This window comes from Thermocrispum agreste DSM 44070 (assembly GCF_000427905.1).
Lineage (GTDB): Bacteria > Actinomycetota > Actinomycetes > Mycobacteriales > Pseudonocardiaceae > Thermocrispum > Thermocrispum agreste.
The window spans coordinates 71,541-87,771 of the sequence record NZ_KE386604.1 but is presented as its reverse complement, the minus strand read 5'-3'; the positions used below and the strand labels follow the sequence as shown (position 1 = coordinate 87,771).

Here is a 16,231-nt window from a genome sequence, read left to right as displayed (position 1 = left end):
CGGCCGTCACGAACGGTCCTGCAAACCCCGCTCCACCGCGGCGATCAGCTCCGGCCGCAGCCGCTCCGCCTTGATGATCCGGTCCACCGAGCCCACCCGAACGGCCCGCTCGATGCTGTGGATCGCGTCGAACTCCGCCGCCACCTCGCTCAGCTTCTCCGCCCGCACCGACGCCCGCAGGTCCGCCAGCTCGCTGGACAGCGCCGCCCGCTCGGCCCCGCTGGCCTCGGCCACCCGGGCTTCCAGGTCCTTCACCCGCGGGTCCGCCGCCGTGCGCTTGTTGACCTCGCCCGGGAACACCACGGCTGCCGCGGGCGCACCACCGATGACCGAGGCGAACGACCCCTCGACCGCGAGCACCTGCATGTTCGGGTTCAGCGCCTTCGAGAACACCACGAACGCGCCACCGTGATAGCGGGAGATCACGCAGAACACGATCGGACCGGAGAAGTTGACCACCGCCCGGCCGATCTCCGCGCCGTACTCCAGCTGCAGCTTGCGCATCGACTCCGGCGAGCCGTCGAAGCCGCTGAGGTTGGCCAGGACGACCACCGGACGATTGCCGCTCGCCGCGTTGATGGCACGCGCGACCTTCTTCGACGACTGCGGGAACAGCGTGCCCGCGGTGTAGGTGTCCGGCCCGTCGGTCGGCGGGAACCCGCGCCGCGGCACCGACCGGGACTCGATCCCGATCAGGCACACCGGGTACCCGCCCAAGTGGGTGTCGGTCACCACGGCGGTCTCGGCGTCGGCCATGCCCGCCCACCGCTCCAGCAGCGGGTGGTCCTGGTCCGCCACCGCCCGCATCACCGTGCGGATGTCGAACGGCTTCTTCCGGTCCGGGTTCGCCTCCGCCGAGAAGATGTCCCCGACCGTGCGGAAATCGCTGCCCGGCGCCTCGTGCGGGAACGACGAGATGTCCCGGTCGTGCGGGTCGGACGTGGCGGCCCGGCGCGGCCACCGCTCGCCCGGCATCACGTACGTGTGGTCGTAGTGCTCCATGAGCACGTCGCGCGCGGCCGGGAGATTCCTGGCCCAGTACTGCGCCTGACCGTTCGGTCCCATCACCCGGTCGTAGCCGCCGATGCCGAAGTTGTCCTCGGCCGAGACACCACCGGAGAAGTCCAGCGACTGCTTGCCGGTCAGCACCATGGCCGAGTCCGGCGTCATCACCAGCACACCCTTGGTGTGCATGAGCATGGTGGCCTCGGCGTTCCAGTACGGCTGCGCGCCGACGTTGATCCCGGCCACCACCACGTTGATCTCGCCGCCGGCCTGGGTGAACCGGACGATGCGGTTCAGCGCCCTACCGACCCAATCGAGGTTCTCCGTGCCGGAGTCCATCGAGATCTTCGCCCCGGCGGACACCGCGAACCACTCCACCGGCACCCGCATCCGCTCGGCCAGGTCGATGGCGGCGACCACCCGGGAGCACTCCGGCTCGCTGAGCGCACCCAGCGCCTTGGTCGGGTCGCCCAGCAGCACCACCCGCTTGACGCCCTCCGGGTAGCGCTCGGTGGGGGTGGTGACCACGCCGACGACCATCGCGGCCGTGTTCTGGCCCGGCGGGCGGTCCACCGGGACCAGCTCGCCGTGCTCGTCGAAGTCGTACTCGACGAAGGAGCCGTGCGGCCCCGCCAGCATGCCGGTGATCTCGTACGGATACGTGGTGCCCCGCCGGCTCGCCCGCAGCACCCGCTGGGCGTAGTCGTCCAGCGGAGTGATCGGCTCGGTCGGCGGGTCGATGATGTCGATGAGCAGGCCGGCGCCCGGCTTGGCCGCGATGCGCAGCGCGGCGGGCTTCAGCTCGCCGGTGTCCGGGTTGCGCTGCTGCCCGACGAACATCACCTCGCGGATGCCCGCACCGGCGGTCGACGGCGCCGCGCGGTGCACCATGCCGCGCAGCTCGTCCAGGCTCAGGTCGCTCGGCGGCCAGCAGTAGATCAGCACCCGGTTGGTGTCCAGCCTGCTCTTGGCGGACCGCTCGGCCTGGTGGCTGCGGATGGCGGCAAGACACGCGGCCAGCGCACCTTCCGCCGCGGGCAGCGTGATCAGCCTGCCGTCACTGTCCCGCAGCGGCGTCAGGTCCCGCACCTGCGCCATCGCGATCAACCGCTCGTCGGCCGGATTCTGCTTGGCCACGCACTTGAACAGGTAGACGTCCTCGTCGGCGGACGGGAGCCTGGTCAGGTCGAAATGCGCCAGCCGCTGCAGCTGCAACCTGCGCGCCACCATCGGGTGCATGCCGCGGATGAGGGTGTCCTCGACCAGCGACCCGTCCTCGGCGCGGTTGAACGTGAACTGGTGATGGTGCACGTCCCCGGCGCGGCCGGCCACCGAGACCGTGATCCGGCCCGCCCGGCGCAGCCAGCCGACCTGGACCAGCACCGCGCGGACCGCCGCCGCCAGCTCGTCCTGGTCGTCCGGCTGATCCGCCCACGCCGCGTAGAGGTCGACCGCCAGGTCGTCCCCGGCTTCCACCTCGGCCGCGGCCAGCGCGTTGGTCAGCAGCTCGAAATCGGCCGCCGTGGCGACCACCCGCTGGTCCCGGCCGTCCAGCCGGTACCGGCCGTGCACCACCCGGAACCGATCGACCGTCTCCACCCGCAGGTCGTCCAGCTCGACCTCGCGGTAGTAGCGCCGCGTCATCACTTCCAGCAGCGGCCCGACGTCGCCACCTGGCCGGGCGATGCGCTGCCCGAGCAGCCGGACCAGCGGTTCCGGGCACGCCACCATGGCGGCTATCCGCTCCGCCCTGTCGGGCGCGTCCGGATTCGCGTCCAAATACCGCAGGTGCGCCCGTACCCCGGCGTAGATCTCGGCCCGTTTGCGCCGCAGCAGCGGCTGCGCGAACCAGCGGAAGACCACGCTTCTGGCCAGGTCGCCGACCACTGGGAAACGCAGCTGGGTGGCCTCGACCAGATGCTCGAGCGCTTCGCCCGCCGCGTACTTCAGGTCCTCCCCTGGTGGCGGCTCGACCAGCCAGCGGCGCAGGATGGCGGTCACCACCGCGACGTCCGACGCGGCCCGACGCTGCGCCAGGAAGATGCGGAACACCGCCTCCTCCAGCGCCTCGGTGCGCTCGAAGCTGTGCACGCCGTAGTGCGCGAGCACCTTCGCCAGCCGGTCGGTGAACCACTGCGGCACCCCGGCCCGTTCGGTGTCCAGGCTCTGCAGGTAGCGGTGGAAGAACTCGCGTGGGCTGTGCACCCAGCTACCCGGCATGCTCGGGTCCCGCACCTCGGTCGGTTCCGTGCTGCCCGGCCGGTTGCGGCTCAGCTCGGACAGGTCGGCGAACAGGTTCAGCAGGTCGATCTCGGCGGCCAGCAGGCCGGACGGGCCCAGCTCGGCGCGGTCGCGGGAGTAGGCGTCGAGCAGATTGCCGACGTCCGCCGGGTCGACGTCGTAGCCGAGCAAGGTGCTGCGCAGGTCGGTGAGCGCTTGCTCGGCCCGCTCGCGCATCTCCGGCTGCGGTGCGGGCGGGAACTCCAACCCCGCTGCCGGGCCGGCCTCCTCCACGGCCGCCCCGTCCCCGACGGGCTCCATGCGCAGCAGCGGGGCACCGGTCTCCACCTGCGCGCCGACGGAAACCAGCACCTCGGTGACCGTGGCGGCGAACGGTGCGCGCAGCACCGTCTCCATCTTCATCGACTCCAGCACGACCACCGGCGCGCCCGCGTCGACCTGGGCACCGGCCGCCACCGGGGTGGCCACCACCAGGGCAGGTGCCGGGGAGCGCACCACGCCGCCCTCGTCACGGCTGATCCGGTGGGTGACCCCGTCGACCTCCACCAGGTGGATCGGCCCGTGCGTGCCGGTGACCACCCGGAAGCCGCGCCCGTTCACGGTCAGCCGGCCCACGCTGCTGTCGTACCGCTCGACCTCCACGTCCACCGTCTGCTCGCCGTTGCCGGACTCCACGGCGACCCGGAAGCGCCGCGAGCCGACCTGCGCCACCCGCAGCCGGTAGGTGTTCCCCCGCAGTTTCAGATCGATGGCCTGGCCGACCTCGTGCCGCACCTGCGGGCGGCCGCCGTGCGCGGTGGACAGCAACCGCTGCCGCTCGGTGCGCTCGGCCTCCTCGTACGCCTCGATGGCCGCGGCGGCCAGGGCCACGCCCGCGTGCCGGTCGGCCACCAGCCCACCATCGGCGCGCACCCGGTCGATCCACCCGGTGTCGCACGTGGCCCGCACCACCGCGTCCTGGTCGAGCAGATCGAGCAGGAAGCTCTTGTTGGTGACGCCGCCCTCGATGATCACCGTGGTCTCCGCCAGCGCGCGCCGCAGCCTGGCCAGCGCGATCTCCCTGGTCGGGCCGTAGGCGATGATCTTGGCGATCATCGAGTCGAAGTCGGCGGGGATCACGTCGCCTTCGGAGAAGCCGGTGTCCACCCGGACGCCCGGGCCTGCGGGCAGCTCCAGCCGCACCACCCGTCCGGGGGCGGGGGCGAAGTCCCGATCCGGGTCCTCGGCGTTGAGCCGGGCTTCCACGGCATGCCCGGACTCCGCGGGCGGCGTGCCGGTCAACTTCTCCCCCGCTGCGATCCGCAGCTGCGCCCTGACCAGGTCGAATCCCGTGGTCACCTCGGTGATCGGGTGCTCGACCTGCAGGCGGGTGTTGACCTCGAGGAAAGCGAACAGCCGCTCTTCCGGCTGGTACAGGAATTCCACGGTGGCCGCGCCGCGGTAACCGACCGCCACCGCCAGCCGCTCCGCGGACGCCTTCAGCTCGGCGACCTGCTTCGGCTCCAACAGCGGGCACGCCGACTCCTCGATCACCTTCTGGTTGCGCCGCTGCACCGAGCAGTCCCGCACCCCGATGGCCCACGCCGTCTCGCCGTCCGAGACGACCTGCACCTCGACGTGCCGGGCACCGGTCACCAGGCGCTCCAGGAACACCACGCCCGAGCCGAAGGCCCGCTTCGCCTCCGCCGAGGTGCGCTCGAACGCCTCGATCAGCTCGGCCTCGTTCCGCACCACCCGGATGCCGCGGCCGCCACCGCCCGCGGTGGCCTTGAGCATCAGCGGGTACCCGATACGGCCGCCCGCCGCCACGGCCGCCGCCACGTCGTCCACCGGGCCGCCGCTCCACGGCGCCACCGGCACGCCGACCCGTTCGGCGAGCTGTTTGGCGCCGATCTTGTCGCCCAGCGTGCGCATGGCTTCGGCGCTCGGGCCGATGAACGTCACCCCGAGCTTGTCGCACAGCTCGGCGAACGCGGGATCTTCCGCCACGAAGCCCCAGCCGACCCACGCGGCATCCGCGCCCGTCTCCACCAGCGCGCGCTCCAGCACCGCGAGATCCAGATAGGGCCGGTTCGCCGCCGGACCGAGAGCGTAGGTGTGGTCGGCCTCCCGGACGAACGTCGCCGCGCTTTCCGCGTCGGTGTAGAGGGCGACCGTTTCGACCCCGGCCCCGGTCTCCGCGTTCAACTCACGAACCGCATGGATGAGCCGCATTGCGGCTTCTCCCCGGTTGACGATGGCGACTCGACGGAACACCGGGGCAGCCTCCTGGATGGCACTCGATGCGGACGATTTGGCGAACGGATACTACGTCCGTTCTCCTCGCACGTGCGCCGACAGGCATCGCCGCCGGCGCACCGACTAGCCAGCATGCTGCATGCCGGCCGGTCGACCAATGGGGAGCATATGCACGCTCCGTGGCCGTCCTTTGGAGGGTTCCTCCAAAGTGATCTGGCCCGTGATCGCCCGTTCTCAGCGCCGTAACTCGGCCAGCCAGCGGCCTTCGCCGGACGTCTGCGCGGCGGAAAGGTCCTGCACCCGGACCTCGACGAGCCCGGCCTCGCCGAACGCCGCCAGTTCCTCCCTGGTGAGCGGCCACGGCCCGGGGCCTTCGGTGATCGGCCCCTGCTGCTTCTTGGCGATCACCAGCAGCGTGCCGCCCGGCGCGACGAACCCGGCGATGGCGTCGGTGACCTCACGGCGCATCGACCGTGGCAGCGCCTGCACCGTGGCGATTTCCACCACCAGGTCGAACGCCTGGGACCACTCGGCGGGCGCTTCCAGCAGGTTCGCCACGGTGTAGGTCACCGGCGAATCGGGGTGTTTGCTCTTGGCGACGTCGATGGCCGTCGGGGAGACGTCGAACGCCGTGGTGTCGTAACCCAACGTGGCGACGAACTCGGCATCGTGGCCGTAGCCGCAGCCGACCACCAACGCCTTCTTGCCGGTACCGTCCAGCTTCCGTTCGGCGGCCCACTCGCGCAGCACCCGGTGCCGGTCGGCCACTTCGGCCCACGGGACCTCGCCTTCGCCCGCGGCCGCCGCCGCGTAGACCTTCTCGAACAGCTCGACGTAGTCGCCTTGGTGCTCGGCGGCGATCCTGTTCATCCAGGCGCGTGGATCGGTCATCGCGGCATCCCCGGGTCCCAACCGTTCAGCCGCACCTGCGCCGACTGCTGTTCACGCTTGGCCAGCTCCTCGTGCAGCTCCCGCAGCAGCTCGCGGTCCCGCTCGCTCAGCCGCGGATTGTCCAGATCCTTCGGCGGGAACGCCACCGCCGGTTCGGTCACCCTGGTCGGGGCGTTCACGCTGTCCGCGGTGACCGTGGTCTGCTCGGCGCTGTTCTCGGCGCGCTCGTCCGACGGCTCCGCCGTCTCCGCCAGGGCGGCACGCAGCGCCTCCTGCTCGGCGGCACTCATCTCGGACGTCTGCTCGGCCCTGGTCTCCGGCGGCACCCCGTCGTCCTCGTCTTCCGCCGGCTCGGCCGCTTGCACCGTCGTCACGGATGCCGCGGACTGGCTCACGGAGGCATCGGCCTGCGGCCAGAACAGCTCGCCCGGTTCGAGATCGCCGTCGTTCCTGGTGTCGGCGGCACCGGTCTCCGACGGTTGCGCAGTCCAGGAAGACTCGCCGTACTGGGCGGGTACGTCGACGTTCTCGCGCGACGACGGCCGCGACGCCGCCGACGCGGCGGCCGAGCCGCCGCCCAGGGACTCCCCGTGAGACGGCCACAGCGCCGACCCGGAATCGTGGGGCGACGCTTCCGTCGCCGCGGACTCGCTGCCGTGTTCGGGCACCGAAGGCCAGCTGGGGTATTCGTGGCTCGCGGTCTCCGGCACGGAACTCATCGCGTCGCCAGCCGTCTCGCGTCGGTCGTCGCGGTAGGAAGGCTCGTATCCGGAGTAGGTGTCGTAGCCGGCACCGGTAGCACCGGCCACGCGTATCGCTGCCCGCACCGCCTGGCGGTGATACTCCGGCCAGGGCGCGTCCGCCTCCAGCACCTCGACAACGGCCGGGATCCCGGCCCGGCGCAGGGCGCTGTCCATCCGGTACGCCGTGGCAACGGCGCTGCCTTCGGGCCCGACTTCGGCCAGCACCACTCGCTGCGGTATCGGACCGGGCGTCGTACCGGCCACGGTGTTGCGCCACACCACGTACACGCCCCGGACGTCCGGCATGCGCTGCACGACCACCTCGAGCGCTTCGGCCACGCCCATGGCAACCGCGTCGGTGGTGCTGAACCGGTGCTCCATCGGTGGCACGTCACCGACCCGCAGCTGGGTGGCGAACCACTCCTCGGCCCCGGACGCGGTGAGGACGGTTGCCAGCTCGCGCTGTTCCTCGGGACGCACCGGGATGTCGCCGGCGATCAGCGCGCCGCCGATCAGTTCCGCGGCTTCCCCGGTCCGTGCCCGCGCGGCCAGCCGCCGCGCCTGGCTCAGCGCGGTGTCGTCAAGCCGGCCGGCGAGTCCGAGGAGCACTCGATGCAGCCGCAGCGACAGAGCTGCCGGCTCGTTGCCCTCCACCATCCGTGTCCTCCCTCCGGCCCACGAGCGGCGAGCCCGTTGCCACCCGTCGGCCTCCCGAAGGCCGTCGCACCCGGCGGCGCCTCACGCGGCACCGACCGGGTGCCTGGCGGTCGCCGCGCCGACGCTGACCTTGCGCGACCGCTCCATCGCTGCCCGGTGATAGCCCGGCAGCGCCCAGTCGGGCGGCAACACCTCGATGCTCGGCACCTCGTCACCGAGGATGCGCACCACCCGCTGCAGCTCGCCGGTCAGTCGAGGCCACCCGGACGTCGCGGTGACCAGGACGACCCGCTTGGCGTCGCCGTCCCCGTGCGTCGTGCGGTACCGCCAGCTCTGCCGGACTTCGCCGACCTCCGGGCGTTTCCGCAACGCCGCACCGATCACCGCGGTCACCGAGTCGACGACGTTCCACCGATCGGGTGCGGTTTCTGTGAATGTGTACCGCCCTTCGGGAGTGTCGTCCACCCCGAGTGCCGAACTGACCAGGTGGGGGTCGGCACCGTGCGGCAGCAGGGCGGCGCGCAGCAGCCGGTGCTCGTCGGGTTCCAGGTCGATGTCGTGCCGGAGCAGCGCCTTGGGCAGGGTCCTGGCCAGCACGCCCATGGCGCCTTCGGCGAGCCAGTCGCGGTAGCGCCACAGGTACTCGTCCGGCAGCCTGCCGGCCAGGCGCAGCAGGAGCTCATGGCATGCGAGCTGGGCTTCGTCCTCCACTGGCCCTCCAACCGTGTGACGCGCCACCCGGTCGGCAGCATGCCACAGAACGGTGTGGGCGATGACGCGGGCCGGGCATAAGCCGCTCACCGTCGGACGACGGGCGCGTACGCCCTGGTCAGGCGGTGCATGACAGCGCGAACCTGCCGCGACCGAGTTCGTGGCCGGTCGGTCGGTCAGCGGGGAAGCCCGGCGAGGGCGGGCTCGTGCCGGAGGCCGACCGCGGTGCTGGACCAATCCTGCCCGAGCGGCCGGACCGATTGACCGTACGGCCGCCGCTTGCGGGATCCGTCGCCAGCAGGCCGACGTCGTTCATTGCCGCCGTGCGGCCACGCTGGGCCAGTGCCTCGACCACGGCAGACTGTTTCCCGGCAGGACGCCTGCCCACGCCGTCGTCCGCACCGACGGCCCACGAGCTCGACCCACTGTCCCTGACCACCAGCCGCCACATGCCCGATCGGCCAGGTCGACATGGCACCGGCGAACGGCACCGGCCACGGGCAAACCGCGCGCCCAGGCCGGCCGCCGATCTCACCGCCATGCGGCTCAGGCCGGCCGCCGATCTCACCGCCACCCGGGCTCAGGCCGGCCCCCTCGATCACGGTCGGCGGCCGCGTCACTCCACCACGGAGCGGACCGGTGTGCCCAGCTCCACGGTGCGGCTCACGGTGCACCACTTGTCGTGGGACTTGGCCACCATCTTCGGCAGCAGCTCGCGCGCCTCGTCACCGTCCGGGCCCTCCGGGAAGCGCACCCGGAACACCACCTCGAGGTTCTCCATCCGGCCGCCGCCGTCTTCGTCCTTGATCTTGTCGCCGCTGGCGACGAGCTCGAACTGCTCGGGCTCCGCCCGCCGGGAGGTCACCGTGTCGACGTCGATGGCGGTGCAGCCGGCGATCGCGGTCAGCAGCAGCTCCACGGGCGTGAACTGGTCCGAATCCCGGCCCGACCCGAACTCGAGCTTGCCGCCCCTGGCGTTGGTCGCGACGTACTTGCCGGGCGCGGTCCGGGTGATGGACACCGAGCGCTTGGTGTTGCCACTCATGCCCGCATCATGTCAGGGCAGCGGCTCCAGCGCGACGTCCACGTCGTAAGTCGCCTGGTCACCCTGCACGTCCCTGATGACCACGGTGACTTCGAAACGCTCGTCCCCGACCACCATCGTGCACGTGACCGACTCGGCGATCTGTGCGCGCACGCTCTCCGGGCATTGCACGTCGTCGTGCGGCTTGCCTGCCCGGTCCAGCGCCGCCGAAACTCCGCGGGCCAGCTCGTCCGGTTGGATGACCCGCTCGGATCCCGAGTCACAGCCGGTCAGGGCCAGCGCCACCAACCAGGTGACTGCCACGCGACCGATCACGCGGTCAACTTACCGCCGGTGACCCGGGGTGGACAGCAGGCCCGCCCGTGCGGGGGGCCGGCCAGGTCGACGGCACCGACCGTCCGGCCCTGGGGAGCAGGCCCGCCCGTGCGGGGGGCCTGCAGCTTGCCGCCCAGCGAGCAGGCGATCTCCACAGCAAACCCGCCCGCGCAGGGGCCCACGCACTGGAACTGATGCCGACCGTGCGCGGCGCCCAGCAGCCCGCCCGCGCAGGGCCCACATCGAACGTCAGCCGAGCGGCGTGCCCGCCAGCGCCAGCAGACCCGCGCGCGCGGCCCCACCGTCGGGGCAGCGCTCGCCCAACTGCGCACCGGCATACGCGCCCGGGCGAAAGCCCACTGCGCCCGCGCGGACGCGCACGTTGCACCGCCCCCGACCACACCCCCAGCAGGCCGCCCGCACGCGGAGGTCGCCCACCAGCAGCGGCATAGCCTGCGCACCCGCCACCGGGCCCGATGTCGGCAAGCCGATCGAGCCGGACACCGGCGCGAGCCCGGGTCAGCGGGCGTTTGGGACGAGTCCTCCGGTTCGGCACGGCCAGCTGGCGGCGTGGATCGCGCGCGACCAGTACCGTCCGGCCGGTAACGGCCCCAACGGGTGCCCGGCTCGGATAAATCTCACCGTTTTCGCCTTCCCCAGGAAATACGCGAAGCGGGGATCCGGCCTTCGTGATGCGCACCACCAACCCGCCCGGAACACAGCCGCCAGCGGCGCATCGGCGGACCCGGGCAGCACACAGGATCGCCCGCGAACGACGCTCTGACCAGCACGAACTCCCGTGAGACTCAGAGAAATCAAAATTTCGGTGCACCGAAATTCATCGTGCTGTTCATCGAATGACAGGTCTGCCCGCACCGAACGAAACAATTCGCACCAGCAATCACCTGGCGTCCCTTTCCGAACGGCTATACCGTCGTCACGGAAAGGGGTGTGCCACGAGTTGTCCGCAGAATTTCTTGCTTTCGCCACGGCGTTCGCGCTGGTCTTCGCCGTGGAACTGCCGGACAAGACGCTCGTCGCCACCCTGGTGCTGACCACCCGGTACCCGGCCCGCGCCGTTCTGCTCGGCGTGAGCGCGGCGTTCGCGGTGCACGTCGTGGTGGCGGCACTGTTCGGCCAGGCACTGAGCCTGCTCCCCGCGAACGTCGTGGCCGCCGTGGTCGCGGCCATCTTCGCCATCGGCGCCTACCTGCTGCTGCGGGAGAGCTTCGTCAAGCGGGAGGACGAGTCGGTCGACGCCAGCCGTGCCGGCCCGCGCGTGTCGATGCTTCGTGCCGTCACCACCTCGTTCGGTGTGCTGTTCGCCGCCGAACTCGGGGACGCGTCCCAGCTGGCCACCGCTGGGCTGACGGCCCGTTTCGGCGAGCCGGTCGCGGTGGCGCTCGGCGCATGGTGCGCGCTGGTCGCCGTCGCGACGATCGCGGTCTTCCTGGGCCGCAAGATCAGCGCTCGCATCCGTCCCAAGCTGCTGCAACGCGTCGCCGGGTGCGCCTTCGCCGCGTTCGCGGTGCTCGCCACCGTGCAGGCGGTCAGCTGACGGTCTCCGTCAGATCCTTCCGTTCGGTGCGCTCGCCCCGCTCACCGCCGCCGAGCACGGCCGCCAGGTCGGCGGCAGCTCGCATCACCCGCGGGCCGGCTTCGTTGCCGTCCAACGCGTGCAGCGACACCACCCCGATGCTGGCCCGGAAACCCGGCACCCCGCGCACCGGGGCGGCAATCCCGTGCGCGCCCGCCTCCAACTCGCCGACACTGGTCACCCAACCCTTGCCGCCGGGACGCAGCGCGGCGTGGGTCAGCGCCTTGCCTGCCGCGCCCCGGCCGATCGGGTGCGTCGACCCGACCCGGAAGCCCACGTGGTAGCTGGTCCACGACGGCTCGACCACGGCAACCGCCCGCACCGTGTCGTCCTCCGCCACGGACAGGTGCGCGGTCGCCCCCAGGTCCTCGGCCAGCCGGCGCAGCACCGGGATGGCCAGCTCACGCACCTGCGGCACGACCCGGCCAGCCAGCCGGAGCAGCCCGACGCCGAGCCGCACCCGGGAACCGTCGCGATACAGCAGGCCGCGGTCCACCAGCGGGCCGAGCAGCCGGTACACCGCAGCCCTGCTCACCCCGATGTGCTTGGCCAGCTCGGCAACCGTGCGTGCTTCGCCATCGGCGTCCGCCACCGCCTCCAGCAGTGCCAGACCCCGGTCCAGCGTCAGCGACGCCGGCGGCTGGTTCACAGCAACCCCAACTCCTCGAAGTCGGCGACCGTCTCGGCGAACGTGGCCGAGCCGTAGCAGGCGAACAGCTCCCGCACCGCTTTGGCCGCCTGATCGGACAGGTCGAGGGCCTCGGCGACGAGCGCTTCCGCATCGGTCGACGCCAGCGCCTCCTTCACGTCACCGCCCGCCAGGCAGCGCGCCGACGCCACCAGCAGGTTCAGCGAGCCGTGATGGGTGATGCCGGTCTCCGGGGCGGTGTGCCGGACCGCGCGATGCAGGCTGTTGGTGGCCTTGAACGAGGCGCCGGTGACGCCCGCGACCACCGCAAGGAAGTCGGCCACCTCGTCCACGCTGGGGAAGTTCTCCGCGGACTGCCCGCCGCAGCGGATCTTCGGCCAGCTGCCGTGCTCGATCACGTTGCGCACGCCGTCCAGCCAGCCCTTGCCCCGCCGTGGCTCGACCACCCGCACCACGTCCTCGGGCACGAACTCCGAGACCCGCTCCAGCCACACCTCGTCGACGTCCGACGGCGCGGGCATCTCGACCATGTGCAGGTGCAGCAGCTCGGCTCGCGATTCCACGATGGAGATCGCCTTCGGCACGCCACCGAGGCCGGTGTCGATGATCAACGACAACGGCAGCGGGGTGGACGGCCTGATCTTGATCAATTCGGTGATCAGCTCCGGCAACCGGGACGCCGGACACAGGAACAACCCGAGCACGCCCGCGTGCGGCCCGGTGCGTGCATCCAGGTAGTTGTGCAGTGCCTCTGCCATGCTCGCCGTGCCGGGTGGGAACAACGCGGAGTCGTCCACCAGCTTGCTGAACAGGGGCGGCGTGGGGCGAGGTCCTTGAGGCATGACTTCCGCTGGGCTCGACACGGTTGACACGCTAGTATCGTACTTTATTCGGACAACTTGCCCGATTATCGAACACCGCGGCCGCGCGGCCTACGCACCTGGCACGAAGTGTGCCGCGGGGTGCGCTCTCGACCGCGCCCTGCCGCCGTGGTTCAGCCCAGAGCCAGCCGGGCCACCCGCCCGTTCGGCCCGGATGCCCAGCAGGCCCCGTCACGCGCGCATTCGACCGTGTCGAAGCTTCCGTCGTCGAACTGCCGCCAGTGCAGTCCGCCCGTCAAACTCACGTCGCTGCCGGTAGGGCCGACGGCCAGCACGACATTGCCGAACCACGGGTGATACGCCACCGCCGACCGGTAGCCCTGTGGCGCGCTGTGCGGCACACGCCAGGTCTTGCCGCCGTCCCTGGTCAGCGCGAGCGCGTCCGTGCCGTTGGCCGGATCCAGGTAGTCCCCGCCGACGGCGACACCGGCGTGCCGGTCACGAAAAGCCAACGCGAAGACACCCGCGCTCTCGCTGCTGGCCAGCGGCGTGGTGGACCCCGTCCAGGTGTGTCCGCGGTCGGTGGAGTGGAACACTCGCGCCTCCTGGTCCCCGCCGGTGGCGATCCACGCGTCGTTGCGGCCGGCGGTAATGAGGCACTGGCCGCTGGCGGAGAAGCCGTACTCGTTGGGCAGCGCCGGCGGCATCCCGTCCGGGGGCACCACGCGCCACGTCCTCCCGCCGTCGCGCGTCTCGATGAGCCGGAACTTGCCGTCGACCGGGTCGCTGACCGCCAGGCCGTGCCGTCGATCGAAGAACGACACGCAGTTGTAGAAGGCGGCCTGCTCGTCGTTGACGAAGACGTCGTCCCAGGTCTTCCCGCCATCGGTGGTGCGATAGATGCGGGAATCGCTGCCGTTGCCGATGCTCAGCACGACTGCGGTGTCGGCGTCGAACGCCTCCACGTCACGGAAATCCAGGTTCTCGGTCCCCTCCGGGCCGACGGACGCGAACGTCCGCCCGCCGTCCGTCGTCCGCAGCACGGTGCCGTCGCGGCCGCTCGCCCAGACCACGTCACGGCTCACCACGGACAACCCGCGGAGTTGAGCGGTCGTGCCGGTGTCCTTCAGCTCCCAGCGCAGATCCAGGTTCGCGCGCGTCGCCGCGGTGGCGGCCCCTGGGGCCGCGAGCACGGTCGTCAGGGTCACGGCCGCGAGTACAGCGGCACGTCTTGCCTTCATGGCGGTGGCTCCCTTTCCTTGCGGCCGACGGGTGATGGCCAGCAGGCAACCTAGCCCACCGGATCGGGCAGGCCCAGGTCCGAAGGTGTGATCCGGCCGCGACCGAGCGGCAGCCGACGGCCGCTGGTCAGGTTTGATCCCTTTCGACCGCGGGTACCTCGTGCGCACTATGACGTCAGATCCAGACGACTTCGCCGATCGCGAAGAAGAAATCGTCGAGCTGCCGGACAGCCGGATACGCGTGATACGCATCGTCAACACGCTGATCCGGTTCCTCACCGGGCTGTTCGCACTGGTGCTCGTGCTGCACATCGTGCTGGTGGCGGCGGGCGCGAACTTCGGCAACGCGTTCGCGTCGTTCGTCCGCTCGTTCGCCGACGCCGTCTCCCTCGGTCTGAACAACCTGTTCACCTTCACCAACGACTCGCTCGAGCTGGCCGCCAACCAAGGACTGGCCGCCGTGCTCTGGCTGATCATCGGCGCGGCACTGACGGCACTGATCACGGGGATCTTCCTGCCGGGCGGCGGTGGCACCCGCGTCGTGCGGCGCCGCAAGCCGGAATGACCGACACCCCGCCGACATGGGGCGCGGCTAGGGTGTCGGCGTGGCATTCCCCCTGCGTGCGTGGCTGAATCCGGCCCGCCCGGAGTTCCCCGAGGTCGTCACCGACCCGCGCGAACGGAAGGCGATCACCGTCGAGCTGGTGATCGTCTTCGCGATCACGCTCGGCTTGTCCGGCGCTTCCAGCCTGCTGTCCTACCTGGACGGCCTGCTGCAGCAGACCGCACTCGCCGACCAGAAGGTGGCGCTCAACGTCACCACCACGGACGTCCAGGTCATCGACTTCCTGCGCCAGCTGCTGGGAGTGGTGCGCCTGGTCGGCTGGGGTGCGCTCGGGGCATACCTGCTGTGGCGGACCGGGATCGCGCTCAGCCGTATCGGCCTCGCCCGCCCGGACAAGCGGGACTGGCTCGGCGGCGCCGGTCTTGCCGCCCTGATCGGCATCCCCGGGCTGGCGCTGTACCTGATCGCCTGGCAGCTGGGCCTCAACCGGGCGGTGCTGCCCGCGGTCATGGACGAGACGTGGTGGCGGCCGATCGCGCTGACCCTGTCCGCCACCGGCAACGCCGTCGCCGAAGAGCTGCTGGTGGTCGGGCTGCTGCTCACCCGGCTGCGCCAGCTCGGCTTCGGGGAGAACCAGAGCCTGCTCGTCTCCGCCCTGCTGCGCGGCAGCTACCACTTCTACCAGGGCCTCGGCGGGTTCCTCGGCAACGTGGTGATGGGCCTGATCTTCGGCCGCGTGTGGCAACGCACCACCAGGCTCTGGCCGCTGGTGATCGCGCACGCGCTGCTCGACATCGTCGCTTTCGTGGGGTACTCGCTGCTGCGCGGTGCGTCCTGGCTGCCCGCGTAGCACACTCGAGCCCGTGGATCCCCACGCTTACGCTCGGCAGGTCACCCGCACGCTGCGCGAGCAGCTGCTGCCGGGAACCCTGCGTGGAGCATGGCTGGTCGGCTCCATCGCCTGGGACGACTACCGGCCCGGCAGCAGCGACATCGACGTCCTCGCGGTCGCGGACCCGCAACCGCTGCCCGTGCGGCTCGCCCTTGCCGAGGCACTGGCAGCGCTGCCGTGCCCGGGGCGGAAGCTGGAGTTCGTGCTCTACCCGCCCGGGCCGGATCAGCCGTCCCGCTGGCAGCTCAACCTGAACACCAACCCGGTACACGCCTCCACCGACCCGGCCACCGAGCCCCGGCACTGGTTCGTGCTGGACGTGGCGATGGCCAGGGAACGCGCCATCCCGCTGTTCGGCCCGCCCGCCCACGAGCTGCTCGCTCCCGTGCCCGAGCAGACCGTACGCCAGGCCCTGGAGGAGTCGCTGGCGTGGCACGAGGCGAACGAGCCCAAGGAACCGAACGCGGTCCTCAACGCCTGCCGTGCCCGGCACTACACGGAAACCGGCCGGTGGGCGTCGAAAACCGCGGCCGGGCTGTGGGCGCGCGGCAAGGTCGCCGATCCCAGCGCCATCGACGCCGCTTTGGCGCAGCGCAACCGGCCGCGTGACCCCTAAACTC

13 protein-coding genes are annotated in these 16,231 nt (G+C 71.3%); 4 read left to right on the top strand and 9 right to left on the bottom strand.

Features of this window, described 5'->3' with window-relative positions:
• Positions 1-6: 6 nt before the first annotated feature.
• The 6 genes from YWY_RS0115120 to YWY_RS0115095 all read right to left on the bottom strand — a co-directional run bounded on the left by YWY_RS0115120 (position 7) and on the right by YWY_RS0115095 (position 9,846).
• On the bottom strand, positions 7-5,502 hold the full coding sequence (locus YWY_RS0115120) for an ATP-binding protein (protein WP_028848302.1): 5,496 nt from the start codon (positions 5,500-5,502) through the stop codon (positions 7-9).
• A gap of 216 nt (positions 5,503-5,718) precedes the next feature.
• Positions 5,719-6,375, bottom strand: a complete 657-nt coding sequence (locus YWY_RS0115115) for a class I SAM-dependent methyltransferase (protein WP_028848301.1) — start codon at positions 6,373-6,375, stop codon at positions 5,719-5,721.
• Positions 6,372-7,775: a hypothetical protein gene (locus YWY_RS0115110; protein ID WP_028848300.1), complete on the bottom strand. Its 1,404-nt coding sequence runs from the start codon at positions 7,773-7,775 to the stop codon at positions 6,372-6,374. The genes YWY_RS0115115 and YWY_RS0115110 overlap by 4 nt, the downstream gene beginning before the upstream one ends.
• 81 nt (positions 7,776-7,856) lie before the next feature.
• A complete protein-coding gene (locus YWY_RS0115105; protein ID WP_028848299.1) occupies positions 7,857-8,486 on the bottom strand; it encodes a hypothetical protein in 630 nt (209 codons plus the stop codon).
• Positions 8,487-9,102: 616 nt separating this feature from the next.
• Positions 9,103-9,531: an OsmC family protein gene (locus YWY_RS0115100; protein WP_028848298.1), complete on the bottom strand. Its 429-nt coding sequence runs from the start codon at positions 9,529-9,531 to the stop codon at positions 9,103-9,105.
• 12 nt (positions 9,532-9,543) lie between these two features.
• Positions 9,544-9,846, bottom strand: coding sequence for a DUF4333 domain-containing protein (locus tag YWY_RS0115095; protein ID WP_028848297.1), 303 nt, complete (start codon positions 9,844-9,846; stop codon positions 9,544-9,546).
• A gap of 961 nt (positions 9,847-10,807) precedes the next feature.
• Here YWY_RS0115095 and YWY_RS0115085 point away from each other — a divergent pair.
• Positions 10,808-11,404: a TMEM165/GDT1 family protein gene (locus YWY_RS0115085; RefSeq protein ID WP_028848295.1), complete on the top strand. Its 597-nt coding sequence runs from the start codon at positions 10,808-10,810 to the stop codon at positions 11,402-11,404.
• On the opposite strand, the gene YWY_RS22235 is transcribed toward YWY_RS0115085, so the two are convergent.
• The 3 genes from YWY_RS22235 to YWY_RS0115070 form a co-directional block, all read right to left on the bottom strand.
• Complete coding sequence (locus YWY_RS22235; RefSeq protein WP_051310311.1) at positions 11,397-12,092, bottom strand: IclR family transcriptional regulator; 696 nt, start codon at positions 12,090-12,092, stop codon at positions 11,397-11,399. The two genes, YWY_RS0115085 and YWY_RS22235, sit on opposite strands and share 8 nt — an antisense overlap.
• Positions 12,089-12,934: a hypothetical protein gene (locus tag YWY_RS0115075; RefSeq protein ID WP_281169012.1), complete on the bottom strand. Its 846-nt coding sequence runs from the start codon at positions 12,932-12,934 to the stop codon at positions 12,089-12,091. The genes YWY_RS22235 and YWY_RS0115075 overlap by 4 nt, the downstream gene beginning before the upstream one ends.
• Positions 12,935-13,086: 152 nt before the next feature.
• Positions 13,087-14,121 (bottom strand): WD40/YVTN/BNR-like repeat-containing protein, encoded by a 1,035-nt coding sequence (locus YWY_RS0115070; protein WP_245566692.1) that lies wholly within the window; start codon positions 14,119-14,121, stop codon positions 13,087-13,089.
• A 202-nt stretch (positions 14,122-14,323) separates the two neighbouring features.
• Here YWY_RS0115070 and YWY_RS0115065 point away from each other — a divergent pair, with 202 nt between their 5' ends.
• Genes YWY_RS0115065 through YWY_RS22230 form a run of 3 tightly spaced genes read left to right on the top strand, consistent with a single transcriptional unit; the run spans position 14,324 to position 16,227 of the window.
• Complete coding sequence (locus tag YWY_RS0115065) at positions 14,324-14,719, top strand: hypothetical protein (protein ID WP_038045426.1); 396 nt, start codon at positions 14,324-14,326, stop codon at positions 14,717-14,719.
• A gap of 40 nt (positions 14,720-14,759) precedes the next feature.
• On the top strand, positions 14,760-15,569 hold the full coding sequence (locus YWY_RS0115060; RefSeq protein WP_028848291.1) for a CPBP family intramembrane glutamic endopeptidase: 810 nt from the start codon (positions 14,760-14,762) through the stop codon (positions 15,567-15,569).
• Positions 15,570-15,582: 13 nt separating this feature from the next.
• The gene (locus YWY_RS22230) at positions 15,583-16,227 is read left to right on the top strand and encodes an aminoglycoside adenylyltransferase domain-containing protein (protein WP_051310310.1); all 645 of its coding nucleotides are present in this window, start codon (positions 15,583-15,585) and stop codon (positions 16,225-16,227) included.
• Positions 16,228-16,231 lie beyond the last annotated feature (4 nt).